Source organism: Pseudomonas viridiflava, assembly GCF_001642795.1.
GTDB classification, from domain to species: domain Bacteria; phylum Pseudomonadota; class Gammaproteobacteria; order Pseudomonadales; family Pseudomonadaceae; genus Aquipseudomonas; species Aquipseudomonas viridiflava.
This window is the reverse complement of record NZ_LKEH01000018.1, coordinates 251,649-267,026: the sequence shown is the minus strand read 5'-3', so window position 1 is coordinate 267,026 and position 15,378 is coordinate 251,649. Positions and strand designations below refer to the sequence as shown.

Genomic DNA, 15,378 nt, shown 5'->3' with positions numbered 1-15,378 from the left:
AAATCGCGTCATCGTTCATCGTCGGCAAGCCGCCTCCCACGGTCCGGTGTTTGCCGCGCGACAGCGCTATGTCGAAGACGTGGTGGTGCCTCCCACAGTCCGGGGTTTGCTGCGCGACAGCGCTAAGTCGGAAATGTGGCGAGGTCTCTTCACAAAACTTCGCCGAGCCAGTCAGCGGTTTTTGCCTGATCAGGACATCCCGTGTCTTCAACTGGATTTCGTGCCCGACTCCGCGCAACACGACCACGCCCGGCCGACCTGACCGGCACGCTGGCACCATGTTCCTGCCACCAGATCGTCAGCGCTTCCATGGTCGGTCCCAGCCCGCGGGCCTTTTCGGTGATTTCATATTCCACGCGCGGCGGCACTTCGGCGAACACGGTGCGCGTCAACAGCCCGTCTGCCTCAAGCTCGCGGAGTTGCGCGGTCAGCATGTGCTGGGTGATGCCGGGAATGGCCTTGCGCAGTTCGCCAAAACGATAGACGCGCTGATTGATCAGCCACATGATTTCCAGCTTCCATTTGCCTGACAGCAATGAGAATGCGCGGCGCATTTCTTCATGCATGTTGAGTTCGGCAGGTTTGTCCGTCCGGTTTTTCATATCAGGCACCCTTGAGTTCATTGCGCTCACGACGCAGACGCCAGATGACAGCGAACCTGCCATTGCTCGGCGGCAAGATCCCTGACAGGCAACAGCGCCTGAGGACGCTCACATCCAGCGGTCGCTTTCGGACAGCGATCACGGAAATAGCAGCCGGTGGGCAGGTTTCGGTTGCCGGGCAGTTCGGTCGGTGCCGAGGCTTGTGCATCGTCTATCGGCACGCCCAACCGAGGCACGGCATCCAGCAGCAACTGCGTGTAGGGATGCCGGGGACGTTCGAGCACCTGCGAGGCGCTGCCCAGTTCGACAATCTGCCCGAGATACATCACCGCGACCCGATCAGCCATGTGGCGGACGACGGACACGTTGTGTGAAATCAGAATGTAGGTCAGCTCGCGCGTGCGCTGCAGTTCGCTTAGCAGATTAAGGATCTGCGCCTGAACGGAGATATCCAGCGCCGAGGTCGGCTCATCGAGCACGATGATATCCGGGTTGGACGACAGTGCCCGGGCAATGGCGATGCGCTGACGCTGTCCGCCTGAAAACTGATGGGGAAAGCGGTCCATGTATTCAGGACGAATCCCGACCTGCGCAGCGACCTTTGCCGCAATCTCGCGCATGTCACGACGCGGGGCAGCACGCTGCACGAACAGCGGTTCGGTGATGATTTTCCAGACAGGCAATCGGGGATCAAGCGACGACTGGGGATCCTGAAACACGATCTGCACATTGCTGCTGCGCTCACGCGGATTGTTGTACGCCCAGTTCAAGGTTCCCGAAGTCGGCTTGATCAGCCCCATCAGCAGTTGCGCAAGGGTGCTTTTGCCGCAGCCGGATTCGCCGACGACGCCAAGCGTTTCACCCGCCCGCACCTCGATGTCGATGCCATTCAAGGCATGTGCGACGGCCTTGGGCCTGCCCAGCCAGTCGTTGCCCATCGGGTAATGAACCCGGACATCGTTCAGCCCCAGAATGGCAGCGCCTTCAGGCCTGGAAGATGTGGATGCAGGTGCAGTCATGACAGCGACTCCTGAGCAACGGAATGGGATGGCACGCTCAGCCAGCAGGCGCTTTTGCGATCAGTTGCCTCATCAATGGTCTGCATGGGCGGTCGCTGAGCGCATGGGGCCATGGCGAAACTGCAGCGATCCCTGAAGGTACAACCCTGTGGCAGCGCTGACAGATTCGGCACCTGGCCCGGAATCGTCATCAGGTCCTGACCCGGGCTGACCTGTTCCGGCAGGCCGCTCAGCAACCCCTTGGTGTAGGGATGGCGCGGATCGGCCATCACCTCGCGGGTAACGCCCTGCTCCACCACGGCGCCGGTGTACATCACATAGACCCGATCACAGAACTGCGAAACCAGCGACATGTCATGGGTAATCAACAGAATGGCGGTGCCTCGCTGACGGGCCTTTTCACGCAACAGCAATAGCACCTGGCGTTGCACCGTGACGTCCAGCGCCGTCGTCGGCTCGTCGGCGATCAGCAACTGAGGATCGCAGGAAAACGCCAGCGCAATCATCACCCGCTGCCGCATGCCGCCGGACAGCTCGAACGGATAACTCTTCATGATTTGCTCGGGATCGGCAATGTGCATGTCGCGCAGCAGGCTTACCGCCTTTTCATGGGCCTGGGCCTTGTTCAACTGTTGGTGATGGATGATCACATCCAGCATCTGGCGGCCGATGCGCCGGGTCGGGTTCAACGCGGTCATGGGCTCCTGAAAGATCATCGCAGCGTCTCGCCCACGCACTTTCAACAGATCGCGTTCGGCCGCGGCCAACATGTCGCGCCCCAGAATGGTCAGCGATCCGCTTTTGACCTGATAGGAGCGCTCGGGCAGCAGGCGCAGGCTAAGCATCGCAGTGACGGACTTACCTGAACCGGACTCGCCGATGACGCCCACGATCTCGCCCGGTTTGACGTGCAGCGACACGCCGTTCAACGCTTTGACCGTGCCCTTGTAGGCAGGAAATTCAATGCTGAGATTATCGATGGTCAGCACAGGCTGCGTCGCGCCCGAGGTGATAGCTGTCTGAGTCTGCATGGTCATTTCCCCTGCTGCCGTGGATCCAGCAGATCCCGGATACCGTCGCCCAACAGATTGAATCCCGTCGCGGTGATCAGAATCGCGATGCCGGGAAACGTCGAATACCACCATTGGTCGAGGATGTAATTGCGGCCCGTTGCAACCATCGCGCCCCACTCTGCAGTGGGTTGCTGTGCGCCCAGGCCGATGAAGCCCAGCGCCGAAGCCATCAGGATTGCGCCGCCGATGTCGAGGCTGAGCTGCACCAGTAACGGCGGCATGGCATTACGCGCCACGTGCCAACTGACCATGTGCCAGCGTCCGGCGCCGAAGGTCTCGGCCGCCTTGACGTAGCCCATCTGGCGAATGCTCAACGCCTGCCCTCGCGCCAGGCGCACATAAAACGGAATCCGCACCAGCGTGATCGCCAGCATGGCGTTGAACAGACTCGGGCCGAGCGCGGCGGCCAGGGCCATGATCAGCACCAGTGAAGGCACCGACAGCATGATGTCCATGAGACGCATGATCAGGCTGTCGAAACGTCCACCGATGATCCCCGACAGACAACCCAGCAACCCGCCGGCGAGGCACGAAGCAAAGGCCACAAACAGCCCCACGCCCACCGATTGCTGGCTGCCGTACAGCACACGGCTGAACAGATCACGCCCCACCTCATCAGTGCCGAACCAGTGCGCAGCCGAGGGTGCGGCCAGACGTTGAGTGAGGTTCAGTGCATTGGGATCATGCGGCGCCAGCCACGGCGCAAAGAGCATCACCATCAGGACCAGAAACGTGATCAGAAGTCCGGCCATGGTCAGCGGACTGCGTCCGATCTGATGGACAAGCCAGGCGAATTTTTCCCGCCAGTCATTGGACTTGAGCAACGGCGAGACGATGGGTGCGGCAACAGGACTGGACATTTCAGTTGACCTCGCCAATACGGGGATCGACCAGGCGATACAGCAGATCGATCACCATATTGAGCAGTACATAGATAAACGACACGAGGATGGCAAAGCCCATCACCGCCGGGAAATCCAGCGACTGGATCGACTTGACGACGTAAGCTCCCATGCCCGGCCAGGCGAACACGGTCTCGGTGAGGACTGCGCCATACAGCAAGTCACCCAGGGTGAGTCCCAGCACTGTGATCGACGGAATCAACGCGTTCGGCAGCGCGTGTCTCAGAATCACCGACCACTTGGAAAGCCCGTAGGCCCGGGCCGTGCGAATGTAGTCTTCGCCAAGCTGATCGAGCATGGCCGAGCGGATCTGGCGCGCCACGATGCCGAGGTTGACGAACCCCAGGGTGATCGCCGGAAGAATCAGGTGTTTCAGCGCGTTGAAGAACAGTGCGGTATCGCCCGCCAGCAGCGTATCGATCAGGTAAAAGCCAGTGACCGTAGGCGGCGGTTGCAGCCCTTCGTCCAGACGCCCGCTGCCCGGCAGCCAGTTCAAATGGCCGTAGAACAGCACGATCAGCCCAAGCCCCAGCCAGAACGCCGGAGTAGAAATGCCGGTGACCGCCAGCGTTCGCGCCACCTGATCGATGAATCGGTTGTGGTACACCGCCGACAGCACACCCAGCGGAACACCCACGAGAATCGACAGGGTCAGGGCCACCAGCGCCAGCTCAAGGGTCGCCGGAAAGAACGCCTGAAGGTCTTCAAGCACAGGACGGTTGGTACGGATCGATGTGCCCAGATCACCGTGCAGCAGATCGAGCATGTAGCGGCCGTACTGCTGATAGAGCGGCAGATCAAGCCCCAATTGGTGGCGAATGTTTTCCACGATTGCATCGGTCGCCCGGTCACCGGCGATCAAACGGGCTGGATCGCCAGGGATCAGGTGGGAGATCGAAAACGTGATCAACGACACGCCAAACACCACGAGCAGAAGACCGCCCACGCGTTTGCGCAAGATATTCAGGAAGGCCATCAGGCACCTCGGTACACGTACAGTGGGCAGAGCAAAACGTTTCGCGAACACCGCGCTGCCGTGACCTCGCCATTCCGGCCAGGTCACGCGCGCACAGCGTTTACGAGAGCGGACTTACTTGGTAATGGTCCCGACGTTGAACACCTGTTCCAGCATCGGATTGAACACGTAGCCTTTGACCTTATCGCTCATCGGCACGGTGTAGGCCTTCTGATAGAGATAGGCATACACGCTGTCAGCCAGCACGATCTTCTGGGCCTGCTGATAGAGTTCGACGCGCTTGCCCATGTCCAGCGTGGTCGCGGACTCACGAATCAGTTTGTCGACCGCAGGGTTCTCGTACATCGAGCGATTACCCGCCAGCCCCTTGAGCCGGGAATCGAAAAAGAAGTTCATGAACATGTAGGGGTCGGCGAAGTCCGGGCTCCACGAGCCGATGGCCACGTCGAAGTCACCTTTGCCCAACCGCTCACGCATGCTGGCGTTGGCCAGTTTTTCCATCTTGAGGTTAACGCCCAGCGACTGCAGCCCGGCCTGCAAGGTCAGGCCGATCGGTTCCCAGTTGGGGTCCTTGTCGGAATACATGAACGTCAGGTTGCTCAGCTTGGGCGAGACTTTGGCCAGATCGGCTTTCGCCTTGGCAAGGTCCTGCTGCATGGGCGCCAGCTTTTCATCGTAGGCCCACATGCCCTGCGGAATGGGACCGTTGAGCGGCTTGGCCTTGCCGCCCAGAATCCCGGTGATGATGCCGTTGTAATCCAGCGACTCGATCACCGCGCGGCGCGCATCAGGGTTGCTCATCGGGCCTTTCTGGGTGTTGAGGTACAGCAGCGTGACCCGCAGCGAAGGGAAATCGCCGATCACCACGCCTGACTTCTTGCTCAACGCTGCCAGTTGGTCCTCCGGCATGTCTTCGACGATGTCGAGGTCGCCGTGCTCCAGTTGCAGCCTGCGCACCGACGCCTCACCGATGATCTTGATCACCACCTTTTGCAGGGTGGGTCTGGGCCCTGCGTAATAGCTGTTCTGCTCCATCGTCAGCGTCTGGCCTTTTTGCCAGTTGGTCAGCTTGAACGCGCCCGACCCTGCGGTGTGGGTCGAGAGATAGGCTTCGGCGCCTTCGGCATGTCTGGCAGCAGCCGGATTGACGATGGCAGCGCCGTTGTGGGCCAGGGTCGACAGGAAAGGTGCGTAAGGCGCGGTCAGTACGAAGCGCACCGTCATGGGGTCAACCACCGAGACTGTCATGTCCTCGGGAAAGGCGCCGGACGGACCCTGCTTGAGCTTCATTACCCGGTCGAACGAGAACTTGACCGCCTCGGCATTCACCTCCGAGCCGTCATCGAATTTATTGCCCGGTTTGAGCTTGAACTCCCAGGTCAGACCGTCTGCCGAAGTGGTCCAGGTGCTGGCCAGTTCTCCCTGAACCTCGGTGCTGCCCTTGCCGTTCTCGACCTTGTAGGTCACCAGCCGCTGATAGGCCGGATAGGTCACGGTCCAGTCGTTGTTGTCGATGGTCACGGCAGGGTCGAGGGTCTGCGGATCGGCTGGTTTGCCGATCATCAGCGTGTCCTGGGCGACGGCGGCGCTGGCCGACTGCCAGGCGCCCAGCCCCATGGCTGTGACAACCAGGGCGAGTACCAGATTCTTGGGTTTAACGATGGAGTTCATGCCGGTTCCTTGATCATTCGATAGGGAAGTTCGTCGGTTTTTTATTGAAGCTATACCGGGCAGTAAAAAGACGCCTGACGGCCTCTGTGTTTGCTCATGACGCTGATAGTGATTGCCGGGATTCTTTGGCGCCCCGGTCGGTTTTCACGGTCTTTGATTCAATGTGCAGGTGCGACCGAAACGTCATCGATCAAGGGATAATCATCCGCACCGGGCAATTCGTAATGCCACCATTCGCTGTCGATGTAGGTGAACCCTGCCGACAACATGATGCCCAGCAGCAGCAGGCGATTGCGCTGCACCTCAACGGGGAGGTCTGCATGAAACTGATGGGACTTCTCGCGCATGTCATCAAAACCGGTGCCCATGTCCAGCGCCTCACCCGAGGCATCGACCAGGGTCAGGTCCACTGCAACACCACGCGTGTGGTGCGAGCCAAGGCCGGGGTCTCTGACGTATTCCGAGTTCGGCAGCGCGTCCCACAGCAGGTACTGCGCGTAGGCCGGGCGGTAGGCATCGAAGATGCGCAGCGTCAGACCGGCCTGTCGGGCCAGATCACTCGCCTTGCGCAGGCAGACTTCCGCATCGCGGTGCAACAGGCAGCGCGAATCCTGGTAGATGCGTTTGCCCGCCAGGTTGTCGGCGCTGGCGTAGATAAGATCGATCTCGACCTGAAGCGCCTGGGCGTCGACTTCGATCAGGGGATTGTTATTCACTCGGCAACTCCGAAGCCTGCAATGGCAATGAAATGGAACTCAATCGAACTGACCAAACAGTTTTTGCAACTCGCGGTTTTTGGCCAGTCGCTCATCAAGGCGATTGCCGTAACTTTCCGCCACCGCTGAAACCATCAAATTGAGCAAAGAGGCCAGGGGTGCCAGCGAGTCCCAAAACTGTCCGACGTCCATGTCAAGCTGCAACAAATCCGTGGGGTAATCCCGCGCCCAGGGACATTGAAAATCGGTAATAAAGGCCAGGGGCAGATTTCGCTGCTCGGCCACTTCGCAAAAGGTGCGGGCCACGGCCGAATACATACGAAAGTCGGCAATCACGGCATACGGATTATCGAATCCGGAATTGAGCGATTCGGCATATGTTCCAGACAACCCATCCACGTAATAAACCTTGGGCCTGATGTACTCCAGGTGGCTGAAGAACGCATTGAGAATGCCGCGCGTGGTTTGAATACCCACGATGAACACCGCATCCGCGCTCGACAACCGCTCGACAATTTTCGCGAACACCTCACCCCGGGCCAGCGCATACACGCGCTGAATGGCCTCGACTTCGCGCTTCATCGACCTTTCGAGCGTGTCCCCATGACTGGCTTCTTCCCGGAAGGCGCCGAGTCGATCGGTCAATACCCAGAGCCCGCCCTCATCGCCTCTCAAACTGCGCTTCACGTCATCAATGTTGCGATAACCCAATGAACGCAGGAAACGCCCTACCGATATGCCGGTCGTGCCCGCCTGCAACGCGATGCTGTCAGCGGTCTCGAAAGGCAACTTCTGCGGATTGGCCAACAGATAACCCGCGATCCGTTTTCCCGTGGGTGTCAGGTCCGCGAATTGCTGTTCAAGCGCTTCCAGAAAGCTGGTTTTTTCCATCACGTCTTCCGCCACTCTGACAGGCAAGTGAAACCAGGAATGTTACCAATCGATCAAAAACTGCAACGCTGTTATCAACATAACATAGACATTTCGTGACGGTACAACGCTTTTTTCAATACGTTTTAATTTAGTGATAATGACGCTTCACACCGGTGCACGCTTATCCAGCATGCACTTTCATCGGGCATTTGAATGCGCAGCAAAGACGACAAACAGTGTCGGCTTTTCACCAGTAACTATTTGATATTCATCAATGGTCAGGTTTTACATACCAGGCATCTTTAATTCATCTAACTTGTCACTTTTCATCAAGCCCCATCTCCACGGTGCGGTTAACCCTCTATCAATTATCGGGCTGACTCATCGGCTGCGACGATTCGCCACACTCGGCGACTGCTTGAAAAAACGGGGCAGTGATAGAGTTGCGCCCCATGAAAATAACCCGTGATCAAAGGTCGCTTATTGCATGGACGCTCTACGCCAGCGTCCTGCTGAGCCTTTTTTTCTGCGGTTTGCATCACGGACAAATGGGCGGTCTGGCGCTCAGCGGTCTGAACGGAGGTTACTGTTCGCTGGATGGCTCAGGCAGCGCGGGCCTGGACGCCAGCGAGTCTGATCAGAAGCAGCACGCGCTCCCTCAGCTGTCCTGCCCGGTGTGCTCCTCCTTCACTGTGCTGACGGCCAGCCACGCCTGCGACTGGATGCTGAATCTGGCTCCGGCAAAAAGCATTTCACCGATCACCGTCCGCTCCTGGGCACAGCCGCCTCCGCGCTACCTGTGGCCCGGCATCTGATCATGTTTCTCAAGCGTCCCGGCGATCAGGACCAGTTCAGTTCCTCGCTGGCGTTGCAATCGAAGAGCAGCCAGTTTTCCGACCTTCATGCCTGGATGAATGTGCATCTGTGTGATGATTTATCCGTCACCGCGCTCGCCGATTTCATGAATATGAGCGAGCGGACCTTCATCCGCAAATACCGTGAAAGCACCGGCCGCACACCGAGCCGAATGGTCGAGTCGATCCGCCTGGAAGCGGCGCGTCATCTGCTGGATACGTCGAGCAAACCCCTCAAGGAAATCGCACAACGCTGCGGCATGGGCAGCGAGGCAACGCTGATCCGCCGGTTCATCAAAGCCTTCGGCACCACGCCCAGAGAACACCGTGCACGCTTCAAGGCGCAACTGGAATCGAGCTGAATCATACGTTTACGCTCGGGCTGTCATGAGTACAATGCGCGCCCCTGAACCTGAAATATGCTGACTCATGAAATTTCTGTTTTACGTATTGACGCTGTCGTTCCTCGCTATCAACCCCGCTTTCGCAGAGCCGCCTTCGACCTTCTCCGAGGCCAAGGTGGTTGCCAAACAAAAGATCTATCTCGATCAGGCCAGCAGTGCTCAGGGCGATCTTTATTGCGGCTGCAAATGGACCTGGGTCGGAAAATCAGGTGGCCGCATCGATGCCGACTCCTGTGGCCTGCAGGCCCGCAAACAGGAGAACCGTGCAGAGCGTACCGAGTGGGAGCACATCGTACCGGCCTGGACCTTCGGCCATCAGCGTCAGTGCTGGCAGAAAGGCGGACGCGAATTTTGCGAAAACGATGACCCGGTGTTCAAGGCCATGGAAGCCGACCTGTTCAACCTTTACCCGGCAGTGGGCGAAGTGAACGGCGACCGCAACAATTACAACTACGGCATGGCCTCAGGCGTGGCGCCGCAGTATGGACAGTGCAAGACCAAGGTCGATTTCCAGCAGAACGTTGCCGAACCGCGTGACGAAGTGAAAGGCATGGTTGCCCGCACCACTTTTTACATGTTCGATCGATACAACCTGAACATGTCGCGTCAGCAGCAACAGTTGTTGATGGCCTGGGACAAGCAATACCCGGTGACGGCGTGGGAAAAGGAACGTGATCGTCGCATCGCGACCGTCATGGGCCATGCCAATCCGTTCGTCAGCCGTGCCCGTACCTGGACGCAAGGCTACAAGCCGGTCGGCGACGGCGTGGTCAGCGCCATCCCGCAGAAAACCGCCCAGGCCACAACGCAGCCTGACGCGAAGAAACCTGCACCTCGCGCATCCTCGGCAGGCGTGATCATCGGCAACCTCAACAGCCATATCTATCACCTGCCGCAGGGCTGCCCGAGCTACGATAAAGTCTCGTCGAAAAATCGGATATCCTTCGACTCTGAATCCAAAGCCAGGGCGGCGGGCTATCGCAAAGCAGGCAACTGCACCTGAGTGCACACAACGCGAGCGCCTGTGCCGTTCCCTATCAGCCGTCGGTGAGAATCCCATGATCGAAGTCACAGAAGTCTCCATTGCCGAGCTGCGCGCGGCGCTTGAATCCGGCCAGACCACTGCCGTCGAGCTGGTTCAGGCGTACCTTGCACGCATCGAAGCCTATGACGGACCAAACACTGCCACGGCACTGAACGCTCTGGTGGTGCCTAACCCTGAGGCGCTTGCCGAGGCGCAAGCGTCTGACGCGCGTCGGGCGAAAGGCGAAACGCTGAGCCCCCTCGACGGTATTCCCTACACCGCCAAAGACAGTTATCTGGTCAAGGGCCTGACAGCCGCGTCGGGCAGCCCGGCGTTTGTCGATCTGGTTGCCCAGAAAGACGCCTTCACCATCGGCCGTCTGCGTGCTGCCGGCGCCATCTGCCTGGGCAAAACCAACATGCCGCCGATGGCCAATGGCGGCATGCAGCGCGGCGTGTATGGACGCGCCGAAAGCCCCTACAACGCGAACTACCTCACCGCGCCCTTTGCTTCCGGCTCGTCCAACGGCGCAGGCACCGCCACCGCCGCCAGCTTCGCGGCGTTCGGCATGGCCGAGGAAACCTGGTCGAGCGGACGCGGCCCGGCCTCCAACAACGGTCTGTGCGCCTATACCCCTTCGCGCGGCGTGATATCGGTGCGCGGCAACTGGCCGCTGACGCCGACCATGGACGTGGTCGTGCCCTACGCCAGAACCATGGCCGACCTGCTGGAAGTGCTGGATGTCATCGTCGCCGAAGACCCGGAAACACGCGGCGATCTGTGGCGCCTGCAGCCCTGGGTGCCGATTCCATCCGTCGCCTCGGTACGCCCTGCCGCCTACACGGAGTTGAGTGCTGGCGCAGAGAATCTGGCCGGCAAGCGCTTCGGTGTGCCGCGCATGTACATCAATGCCGACCCTGATGCAGGCACCGCTGAAAAACCCGGTATCGGTGGGCCGACCGGCCAGCGCATCATCACCCGGCCTTCGGTGATCGACCTCTGGGAAGACGCACGCCAGGCCTTGGTTGCAGCTGGCGCCGAAGTGATCGACGTCGACTTCCCGCTGGTTTCCAACTGCGAAGGTGATCGTCCCGGCGCGCCAACGGTGTTCACCCGCGGGCTGGTCTCGAAAGAGTTTCTGCACCACGAACTGTGGGATCTTTCCGGCTGGGCATTCGATGACTTCCTGCGCGCCAACGGCGACCCGGCGTTGAACCGCCTGGCCGATGTCGACGGGCCGAAAATCTTCCCGCACGACCCTGGCACCCTGCCCAATCGTGAAGACGATCTGGCGGCAGGCATGGATGAATACGTACGCATGGCCGAGCGCGGCATCACGCCCTGGAACGAAATCCCGACGCTGCCGGACGGCCTGCGCGGACTGGAACAGACGCGCCGCATAGACCTTGAAGACTGGATGGAAAAACTCGGCCTCGATGCCGTGTTGTTCCCCACCGTGGCCGACGTTGGCCCTGCCGATGCGGACGTCAACATCCAATCCGCCGACATCGCCTGGAGCAACGGCGTCTGGGTCGCCAACGGCAACCTCGCCATCCGTCATCTGGGCGTACCGACCGTTACCGTGCCGATGGGTCTGATGGCCGATATCGGCATGCCTGTCGGGCTGACCTTCGCCGGTCGTGCGTATGACGATTCCAACCTGCTGCGTTTTGCCTCGGCCTTTGAATCGATGGGTAGCAAACGCGTGATCCCGCCTCGCACGCCACCGCTGGGTAACTGACGCAGTTGCAAGGGAGTGTTCGCCCGCCGCAGGTGCGGGCGAGCAAAAGTGTCTGACTGAACGCTGTCGCGCAGCAAACACCGGACTGTGGGAGGCGGCTTGCCGGCGATCTGCCGGGAACCGGCAGCAAGACCCGCACACACGGTATGTCAGATGTAACCAGGGGCCGCTGCGCAGCCCATCGCTGCCGTCGTAACCTCCGAGAACTCCCACGCCCTTCGGGCAGAAGCAGGCATGCGTGCATTTCGGTAAATGACAGAGTTTTGAGAAGAGGCAGCTTGCCCTCCTCCACAATCCGATGCTTGCAAGTGCAACCCCTGCTCCTGCAGCAGGTCTGCTACTGACTGACTTTACGCATAGCTCCACTTTGATTATTGAGTGCGGTGCCTTAGCCCAAGCTCAACGTACAGCGCAACGACAGGATCGATTCAACTGATTCCCATGGAGACTGCTGATGCTTCAGGCATTTGAAAAACGGCTTGACCCTTTCCCGCCCGACGAAACACCACCACCGCCTGAAGGCCTGGTGAAATTTCTATGGGCCTGCACACGGGGCGCCCGCGGTTACATCCTCGCTCTGGCATTACTGGGCGCCAGTGTGTCGATTTACGAAGCCTGGCTGTTTTCCTTTCTCGGGCAGGTCGTGGATCTGCTCTCGACGTGGAAGGCTGGCGGTGAGGTCAGCGGACAGGAAAGCCAAGTGCTGTGGGGCATCGGCATCATCCTGGTGGTCAGCATCGGGCTGGTGGCGTTGAGAACCATGGTTCAGCATCAGGTACTGGCGATCAATCTGCCGCTGCGGCTGCGCTGGGACTTCCATCGCTTGATGCTGCGGCAAAGCCTTTCGTTCTTTTCCGACGAGTTCTCCGGCCGGGTCACGACCAAGGTGATGCAGACGGCGCTCTCCGTTCGCGAAGTGCTGTTCACCCTTATCGAGATCGCGCCCGGCATCGGCGTGTATTTCATTGCGATCATCGCGCTGGCGGGCGGCTTCGACCTGAAACTGATGCTGCCTTTTCTCGCGTGGATTGCACTGTTCGGGCTGGCCATGATGTATTTCGTGCCTCGTCTGGGAAAGGTCGGCCAGGAACAGGCCAACGCACGGTCATCGATGACCGGACGTGTTTCGGACGCCTACACCAACATCACGACAGTGAAACTGTTCTCCCATTCCAAACGTGAAGCGCACTTCGCACGCGCCGCGATGGAAGATTTCAAGCAGACCGGCTTTCGCCAGATGCGTCTGGTCAGCCAGTTCGAGATCGTCAATCAGGCCCTGGTCGTCGCATTGATCATGGCCGCTGGCGGCTACGCCCTGTATCTGTGGCACCAAGGTGAAGTCGGCACAGGCGCAGTGGCGGCCATTACCGCCATGGCGTTACGCGTCAACGGCATGTCGCACTGGATCATGTGGCAAATGACCTCGCTGTTCGAAAACATCGGCACGGTACAGGACGGTATGGAAACCCTGACCCGCGGTCCCAAGGTTCAGGATGCGCCAGATGCAGGCGTGCTGGTCACCTCTGGCGGCGCGGTGAAGTTCGACAACGTCAGCTTCAACTACAACGGCGAACGTCAGGTGCTCGATGGCCTGAATCTGAGCATCCGTCCGGGCGAGAAAATCGGTCTGGTGGGCCGCTCCGGTGCGGGCAAATCCACCCTCATCAACCTGCTGCTGCGCTTCTACGACGTGGACAGCGGCGAGATTAGCATCGACGGGCAGAACATCGCGCACGTCACCCAAGACAGCCTGCGCAGCGCGATCGGTATGGTCACGCAGGACACGTCGCTGCTGCACCGCTCGATTCGCGACAACATCGCTTACGGCCGGCCGGATGCGACCGACGAAGATATCCACAGGGCTGCGATCAATGCTCAGGCTGACGGGTTCATCAATCAGTTGACCGACAAGCAAGGCCACAGCGGCTACGACACGCTGGTAGGTGAGCGCGGCATCAAGCTGTCGGGCGGCCAGCGCCAACGCATCGCGATTGCCCGGGTGATGCTCAAGAATGCTCCGATTCTTCTTCTCGACGAAGCGACCAGCGCGCTGGATTCGGAAGTCGAAGTGGCCATCCAGGAAAGCCTCGATGAAATGATGCAAGGCAAGACCGTCATCGCCATCGCCCATCGGTTGTCCACCATTGCAGCCATGGACCGGCTGATCGTGATGGACAACGGACGCATCATCGAGCAAGGCACCCACAGCGAACTGCTCGAAAGGAATGGCACCTACGCGCGGTTGTGGCAGCACCAGAGCGGTGGTTTTCTGGGAGAAGATCAGGGTGTGGCCGAGGTGATGGACTAGGTTGAAAGCCAATCGCCCGCCGCAACGGCGGGCGAATGCGGTCTTGAACGAGTGGTTTGACGGCGACCACGCACGTCACCAGTCAGGTCATCAATCCCGACCCTCTTCCCAAGGAGCACACGGCGACCACGCCTCCACCAGCCGGTCGATAAACAACCGTATCTTGGGCGAAAGATGCCGCTTGCTGGGGTAGATGATGCGGATGGGCTCTGCGGCCTCAGCGTAATCGGTGAGCACTCGAACCAGCTTACCGCTGCGCAGGTCATGACTCACGACATAAGACGGAAGCGTCGTGATGCCCAAACCTGCCAACGCGGACTGATGCAGCGCTTCAGCGCTGTCCATCTGCAGCCGTCCGCCTTGCGTGAAAGCGATTGTTTGACCGTGTACCCGGAAATGCCACGGCAGCAATCTTCCCCCGCTGACGAAATGCAGGCATTCGTGCGCAGACAGCTCCTCGGGCGTCCGGGGTTCTGGGTGTTCGGCGAGGTAGTGCGGTGAAACGCAGGTGATCATCTGCTGGTACGCAACGGTGCGCGTCAGCAGCCGGGAATCCTCTTTGGGCGGGCCGATCCGCATCGCCAGATCAAATCCTTCGTCAATGAGGTCTACCAGACGATCAGAAAACGTCGCGTCGACGCTTAGCGAAGGCCAGTCCTTCAGACAGCGTTCAATGTGAGGCAGAACGTGGAGCCTGCCCAAGGCGACCGGCAGGCTCATGCGCAATCGGCCGCTGGGTGTCGAACGACGAAACGCCAGTGCGTCCTCGACATCGTCCAGATCCTGAAGGATGCCAACACAGCGTTCGTAGAGGACCTGACCGTCGTCCGTCAGGCTCAGGCTGCGGGTTGTCCGGTTGAGCAGACGCACCTGCAATCGAGCTTCCAGCCTCACAATCGATTTGCCGACTGCCGAACGCGTGAGCCCCAGTTGCCTGGCCGCAGCGGTGAAGCTACCCGCGTTCACCGAACTCACGAAAGCGGCGATGTCGTTCAGGTTGTGAATTTCCATACGTGTCCAATGCTCCAGACGTTCATCGTCCATTGATGATCGTTCCCACGCGCTCATCGTTATATACAAGTCCGCAAGACGCGCAAAACCGGGGGGCAAAACGAAAGTGACTGACTGAATGCATACCCCGTGGGAGGCGGCTTGCCGGCGATGGCTTCAGTTCAGTCACTGATAGATCGCTTCAGAAAAAGCATCGCCGGCAAG

Annotated in this window: 14 protein-coding genes; 5 read left to right on the top strand and 9 right to left on the bottom strand. The window is 59.6% G+C overall.

What is annotated here, in order from left to right:
* Positions 1 to 149 precede the first annotated feature (149 nt).
* The 8 genes from AO065_RS05055 to AO065_RS05020 all read right to left on the bottom strand — a co-directional run bounded on the left by AO065_RS05055 (position 150) and on the right by AO065_RS05020 (position 7,850).
* Complete coding sequence (locus AO065_RS05055) at positions 150 to 554, bottom strand: winged helix-turn-helix transcriptional regulator (RefSeq protein WP_198430951.1); 405 nt, start codon at positions 552 to 554, stop codon at positions 150 to 152.
* A 74-nt stretch (positions 555 to 628) separates the two neighbouring features.
* Entirely contained in the window at positions 629 to 1,621 is a 993-nt protein-coding gene (locus AO065_RS05050) for an oligopeptide/dipeptide ABC transporter ATP-binding protein (RefSeq protein WP_004886010.1), read from the bottom strand.
* Positions 1,618 to 2,658 (bottom strand): ABC transporter ATP-binding protein, encoded by a 1,041-nt coding sequence (locus AO065_RS05045; RefSeq protein WP_004886011.1) that lies wholly within the window; start codon positions 2,656 to 2,658, stop codon positions 1,618 to 1,620. Before AO065_RS05045 ends, AO065_RS05050 begins: the two co-directional genes overlap by 4 nt.
* Positions 2,655 to 3,554, bottom strand: coding sequence for a D,D-dipeptide ABC transporter permease (gene ddpC, locus AO065_RS05040; RefSeq protein WP_004886013.1), 900 nt, complete (start codon positions 3,552 to 3,554; stop codon positions 2,655 to 2,657). Before ddpC ends, AO065_RS05045 begins: the two co-directional genes overlap by 4 nt.
* Before the next feature lies 1 nt (position 3,555).
* Positions 3,556 to 4,572 (bottom strand): ABC transporter permease, encoded by a 1,017-nt coding sequence (locus tag AO065_RS05035; RefSeq protein WP_004886016.1) that lies wholly within the window; start codon positions 4,570 to 4,572, stop codon positions 3,556 to 3,558.
* Between the two features lie 114 nt (positions 4,573 to 4,686).
* A complete protein-coding gene (locus AO065_RS05030) occupies positions 4,687 to 6,243 on the bottom strand; it encodes an ABC transporter substrate-binding protein (protein WP_004886017.1) in 1,557 nt (518 codons plus the stop codon).
* Between the two features lie 158 nt (positions 6,244 to 6,401).
* Positions 6,402 to 6,959, bottom strand: coding sequence for a D-alanyl-D-alanine dipeptidase (gene ddpX / locus AO065_RS05025; RefSeq protein ID WP_004886021.1), 558 nt, complete (start codon positions 6,957 to 6,959; stop codon positions 6,402 to 6,404).
* Between the two features lie 39 nt (positions 6,960 to 6,998).
* Positions 6,999 to 7,850, bottom strand: a complete 852-nt coding sequence (locus AO065_RS05020; RefSeq protein WP_004886026.1) for a MurR/RpiR family transcriptional regulator — start codon at positions 7,848 to 7,850, stop codon at positions 6,999 to 7,001.
* A gap of 434 nt (positions 7,851 to 8,284) precedes the next feature.
* On the opposite strand from AO065_RS05020, the gene AO065_RS05015 reads away from it, so the two are divergent.
* The 5 genes from AO065_RS05015 (at position 8,285) to AO065_RS04995 (ending at position 14,163) form a co-directional block, all read left to right on the top strand.
* A complete protein-coding gene (locus AO065_RS05015) occupies positions 8,285 to 8,647 on the top strand; it encodes a DUF2946 family protein (protein ID WP_004886028.1) in 363 nt (120 codons plus the stop codon).
* Positions 8,648 to 8,649: 2 nt separating this feature from the next.
* Complete coding sequence (locus AO065_RS05010) at positions 8,650 to 9,048, top strand: helix-turn-helix domain-containing protein (RefSeq protein ID WP_004886035.1); 399 nt, start codon at positions 8,650 to 8,652, stop codon at positions 9,046 to 9,048.
* Positions 9,049 to 9,115: 67 nt separating this feature from the next.
* On the top strand, positions 9,116 to 10,093 hold the full coding sequence (locus tag AO065_RS05005; protein WP_004886037.1) for an endonuclease: 978 nt from the start codon (positions 9,116 to 9,118) through the stop codon (positions 10,091 to 10,093).
* Positions 10,094 to 10,148: 55 nt separating this feature from the next.
* Entirely contained in the window at positions 10,149 to 11,855 is a 1,707-nt protein-coding gene (locus AO065_RS05000; protein WP_004886039.1) for an amidase, read from the top strand.
* A 454-nt stretch (positions 11,856 to 12,309) separates the two neighbouring features.
* Positions 12,310 to 14,163, top strand: coding sequence for an ABC transporter ATP-binding protein (locus AO065_RS04995; RefSeq protein ID WP_004886047.1), 1,854 nt, complete (start codon positions 12,310 to 12,312; stop codon positions 14,161 to 14,163).
* A gap of 90 nt (positions 14,164 to 14,253) precedes the next feature.
* On the opposite strand, the gene AO065_RS04990 is transcribed toward AO065_RS04995, so the two are convergent.
* Positions 14,254 to 15,174, bottom strand: a complete 921-nt coding sequence (locus AO065_RS04990) for a LysR family transcriptional regulator (RefSeq protein WP_032652023.1) — start codon at positions 15,172 to 15,174, stop codon at positions 14,254 to 14,256.
* Positions 15,175 to 15,378: the final 204 nt, after the last annotated feature.

Coding starts and splice junctions, on each gene's coding strand:
- AO065_RS05010 (WP_004886035.1), top strand. CDS start 8,650: ATGTTTCTCAAGCGTCCCGGCGATCAGGACCAGTTCAGTTCCTCGCTG.
- AO065_RS05045 (WP_004886011.1), bottom strand. CDS start 2,658: ATGACCATGCAGACTCAGACAGCTATCACCTCGGGCGCGACGCAGCCT.
- AO065_RS05055 (WP_198430951.1), bottom strand. CDS start 554: ATGCGCCGCGCATTCTCATTGCTGTCAGGCAAATGGAAGCTGGAAATC.
- AO065_RS04990 (WP_032652023.1), bottom strand. CDS start 15,174: ATGGAAATTCACAACCTGAACGACATCGCCGCTTTCGTGAGTTCGGTG.
- AO065_RS05050 (WP_004886010.1), bottom strand. CDS start 1,621: ATGACTGCACCTGCATCCACATCTTCCAGGCCTGAAGGCGCTGCCATT.
- AO065_RS05020 (WP_004886026.1), bottom strand. CDS start 7,850: ATGGAAAAAACCAGCTTTCTGGAAGCGCTTGAACAGCAATTCGCGGAC.
- AO065_RS05035 (WP_004886016.1), bottom strand. CDS start 4,572: ATGGCCTTCCTGAATATCTTGCGCAAACGCGTGGGCGGTCTTCTGCTC.
- AO065_RS04995 (WP_004886047.1), top strand. CDS start 12,310: ATGCTTCAGGCATTTGAAAAACGGCTTGACCCTTTCCCGCCCGACGAA.
- ddpC (WP_004886013.1), bottom strand. CDS start 3,554: ATGTCCAGTCCTGTTGCCGCACCCATCGTCTCGCCGTTGCTCAAGTCC.
- AO065_RS05015 (WP_004886028.1), top strand. CDS start 8,285: ATGAAAATAACCCGTGATCAAAGGTCGCTTATTGCATGGACGCTCTAC.
- AO065_RS05000 (WP_004886039.1), top strand. CDS start 10,149: ATGATCGAAGTCACAGAAGTCTCCATTGCCGAGCTGCGCGCGGCGCTT.
- AO065_RS05005 (WP_004886037.1), top strand. CDS start 9,116: ATGAAATTTCTGTTTTACGTATTGACGCTGTCGTTCCTCGCTATCAAC.
- AO065_RS05030 (WP_004886017.1), bottom strand. CDS start 6,243: ATGAACTCCATCGTTAAACCCAAGAATCTGGTACTCGCCCTGGTTGTC.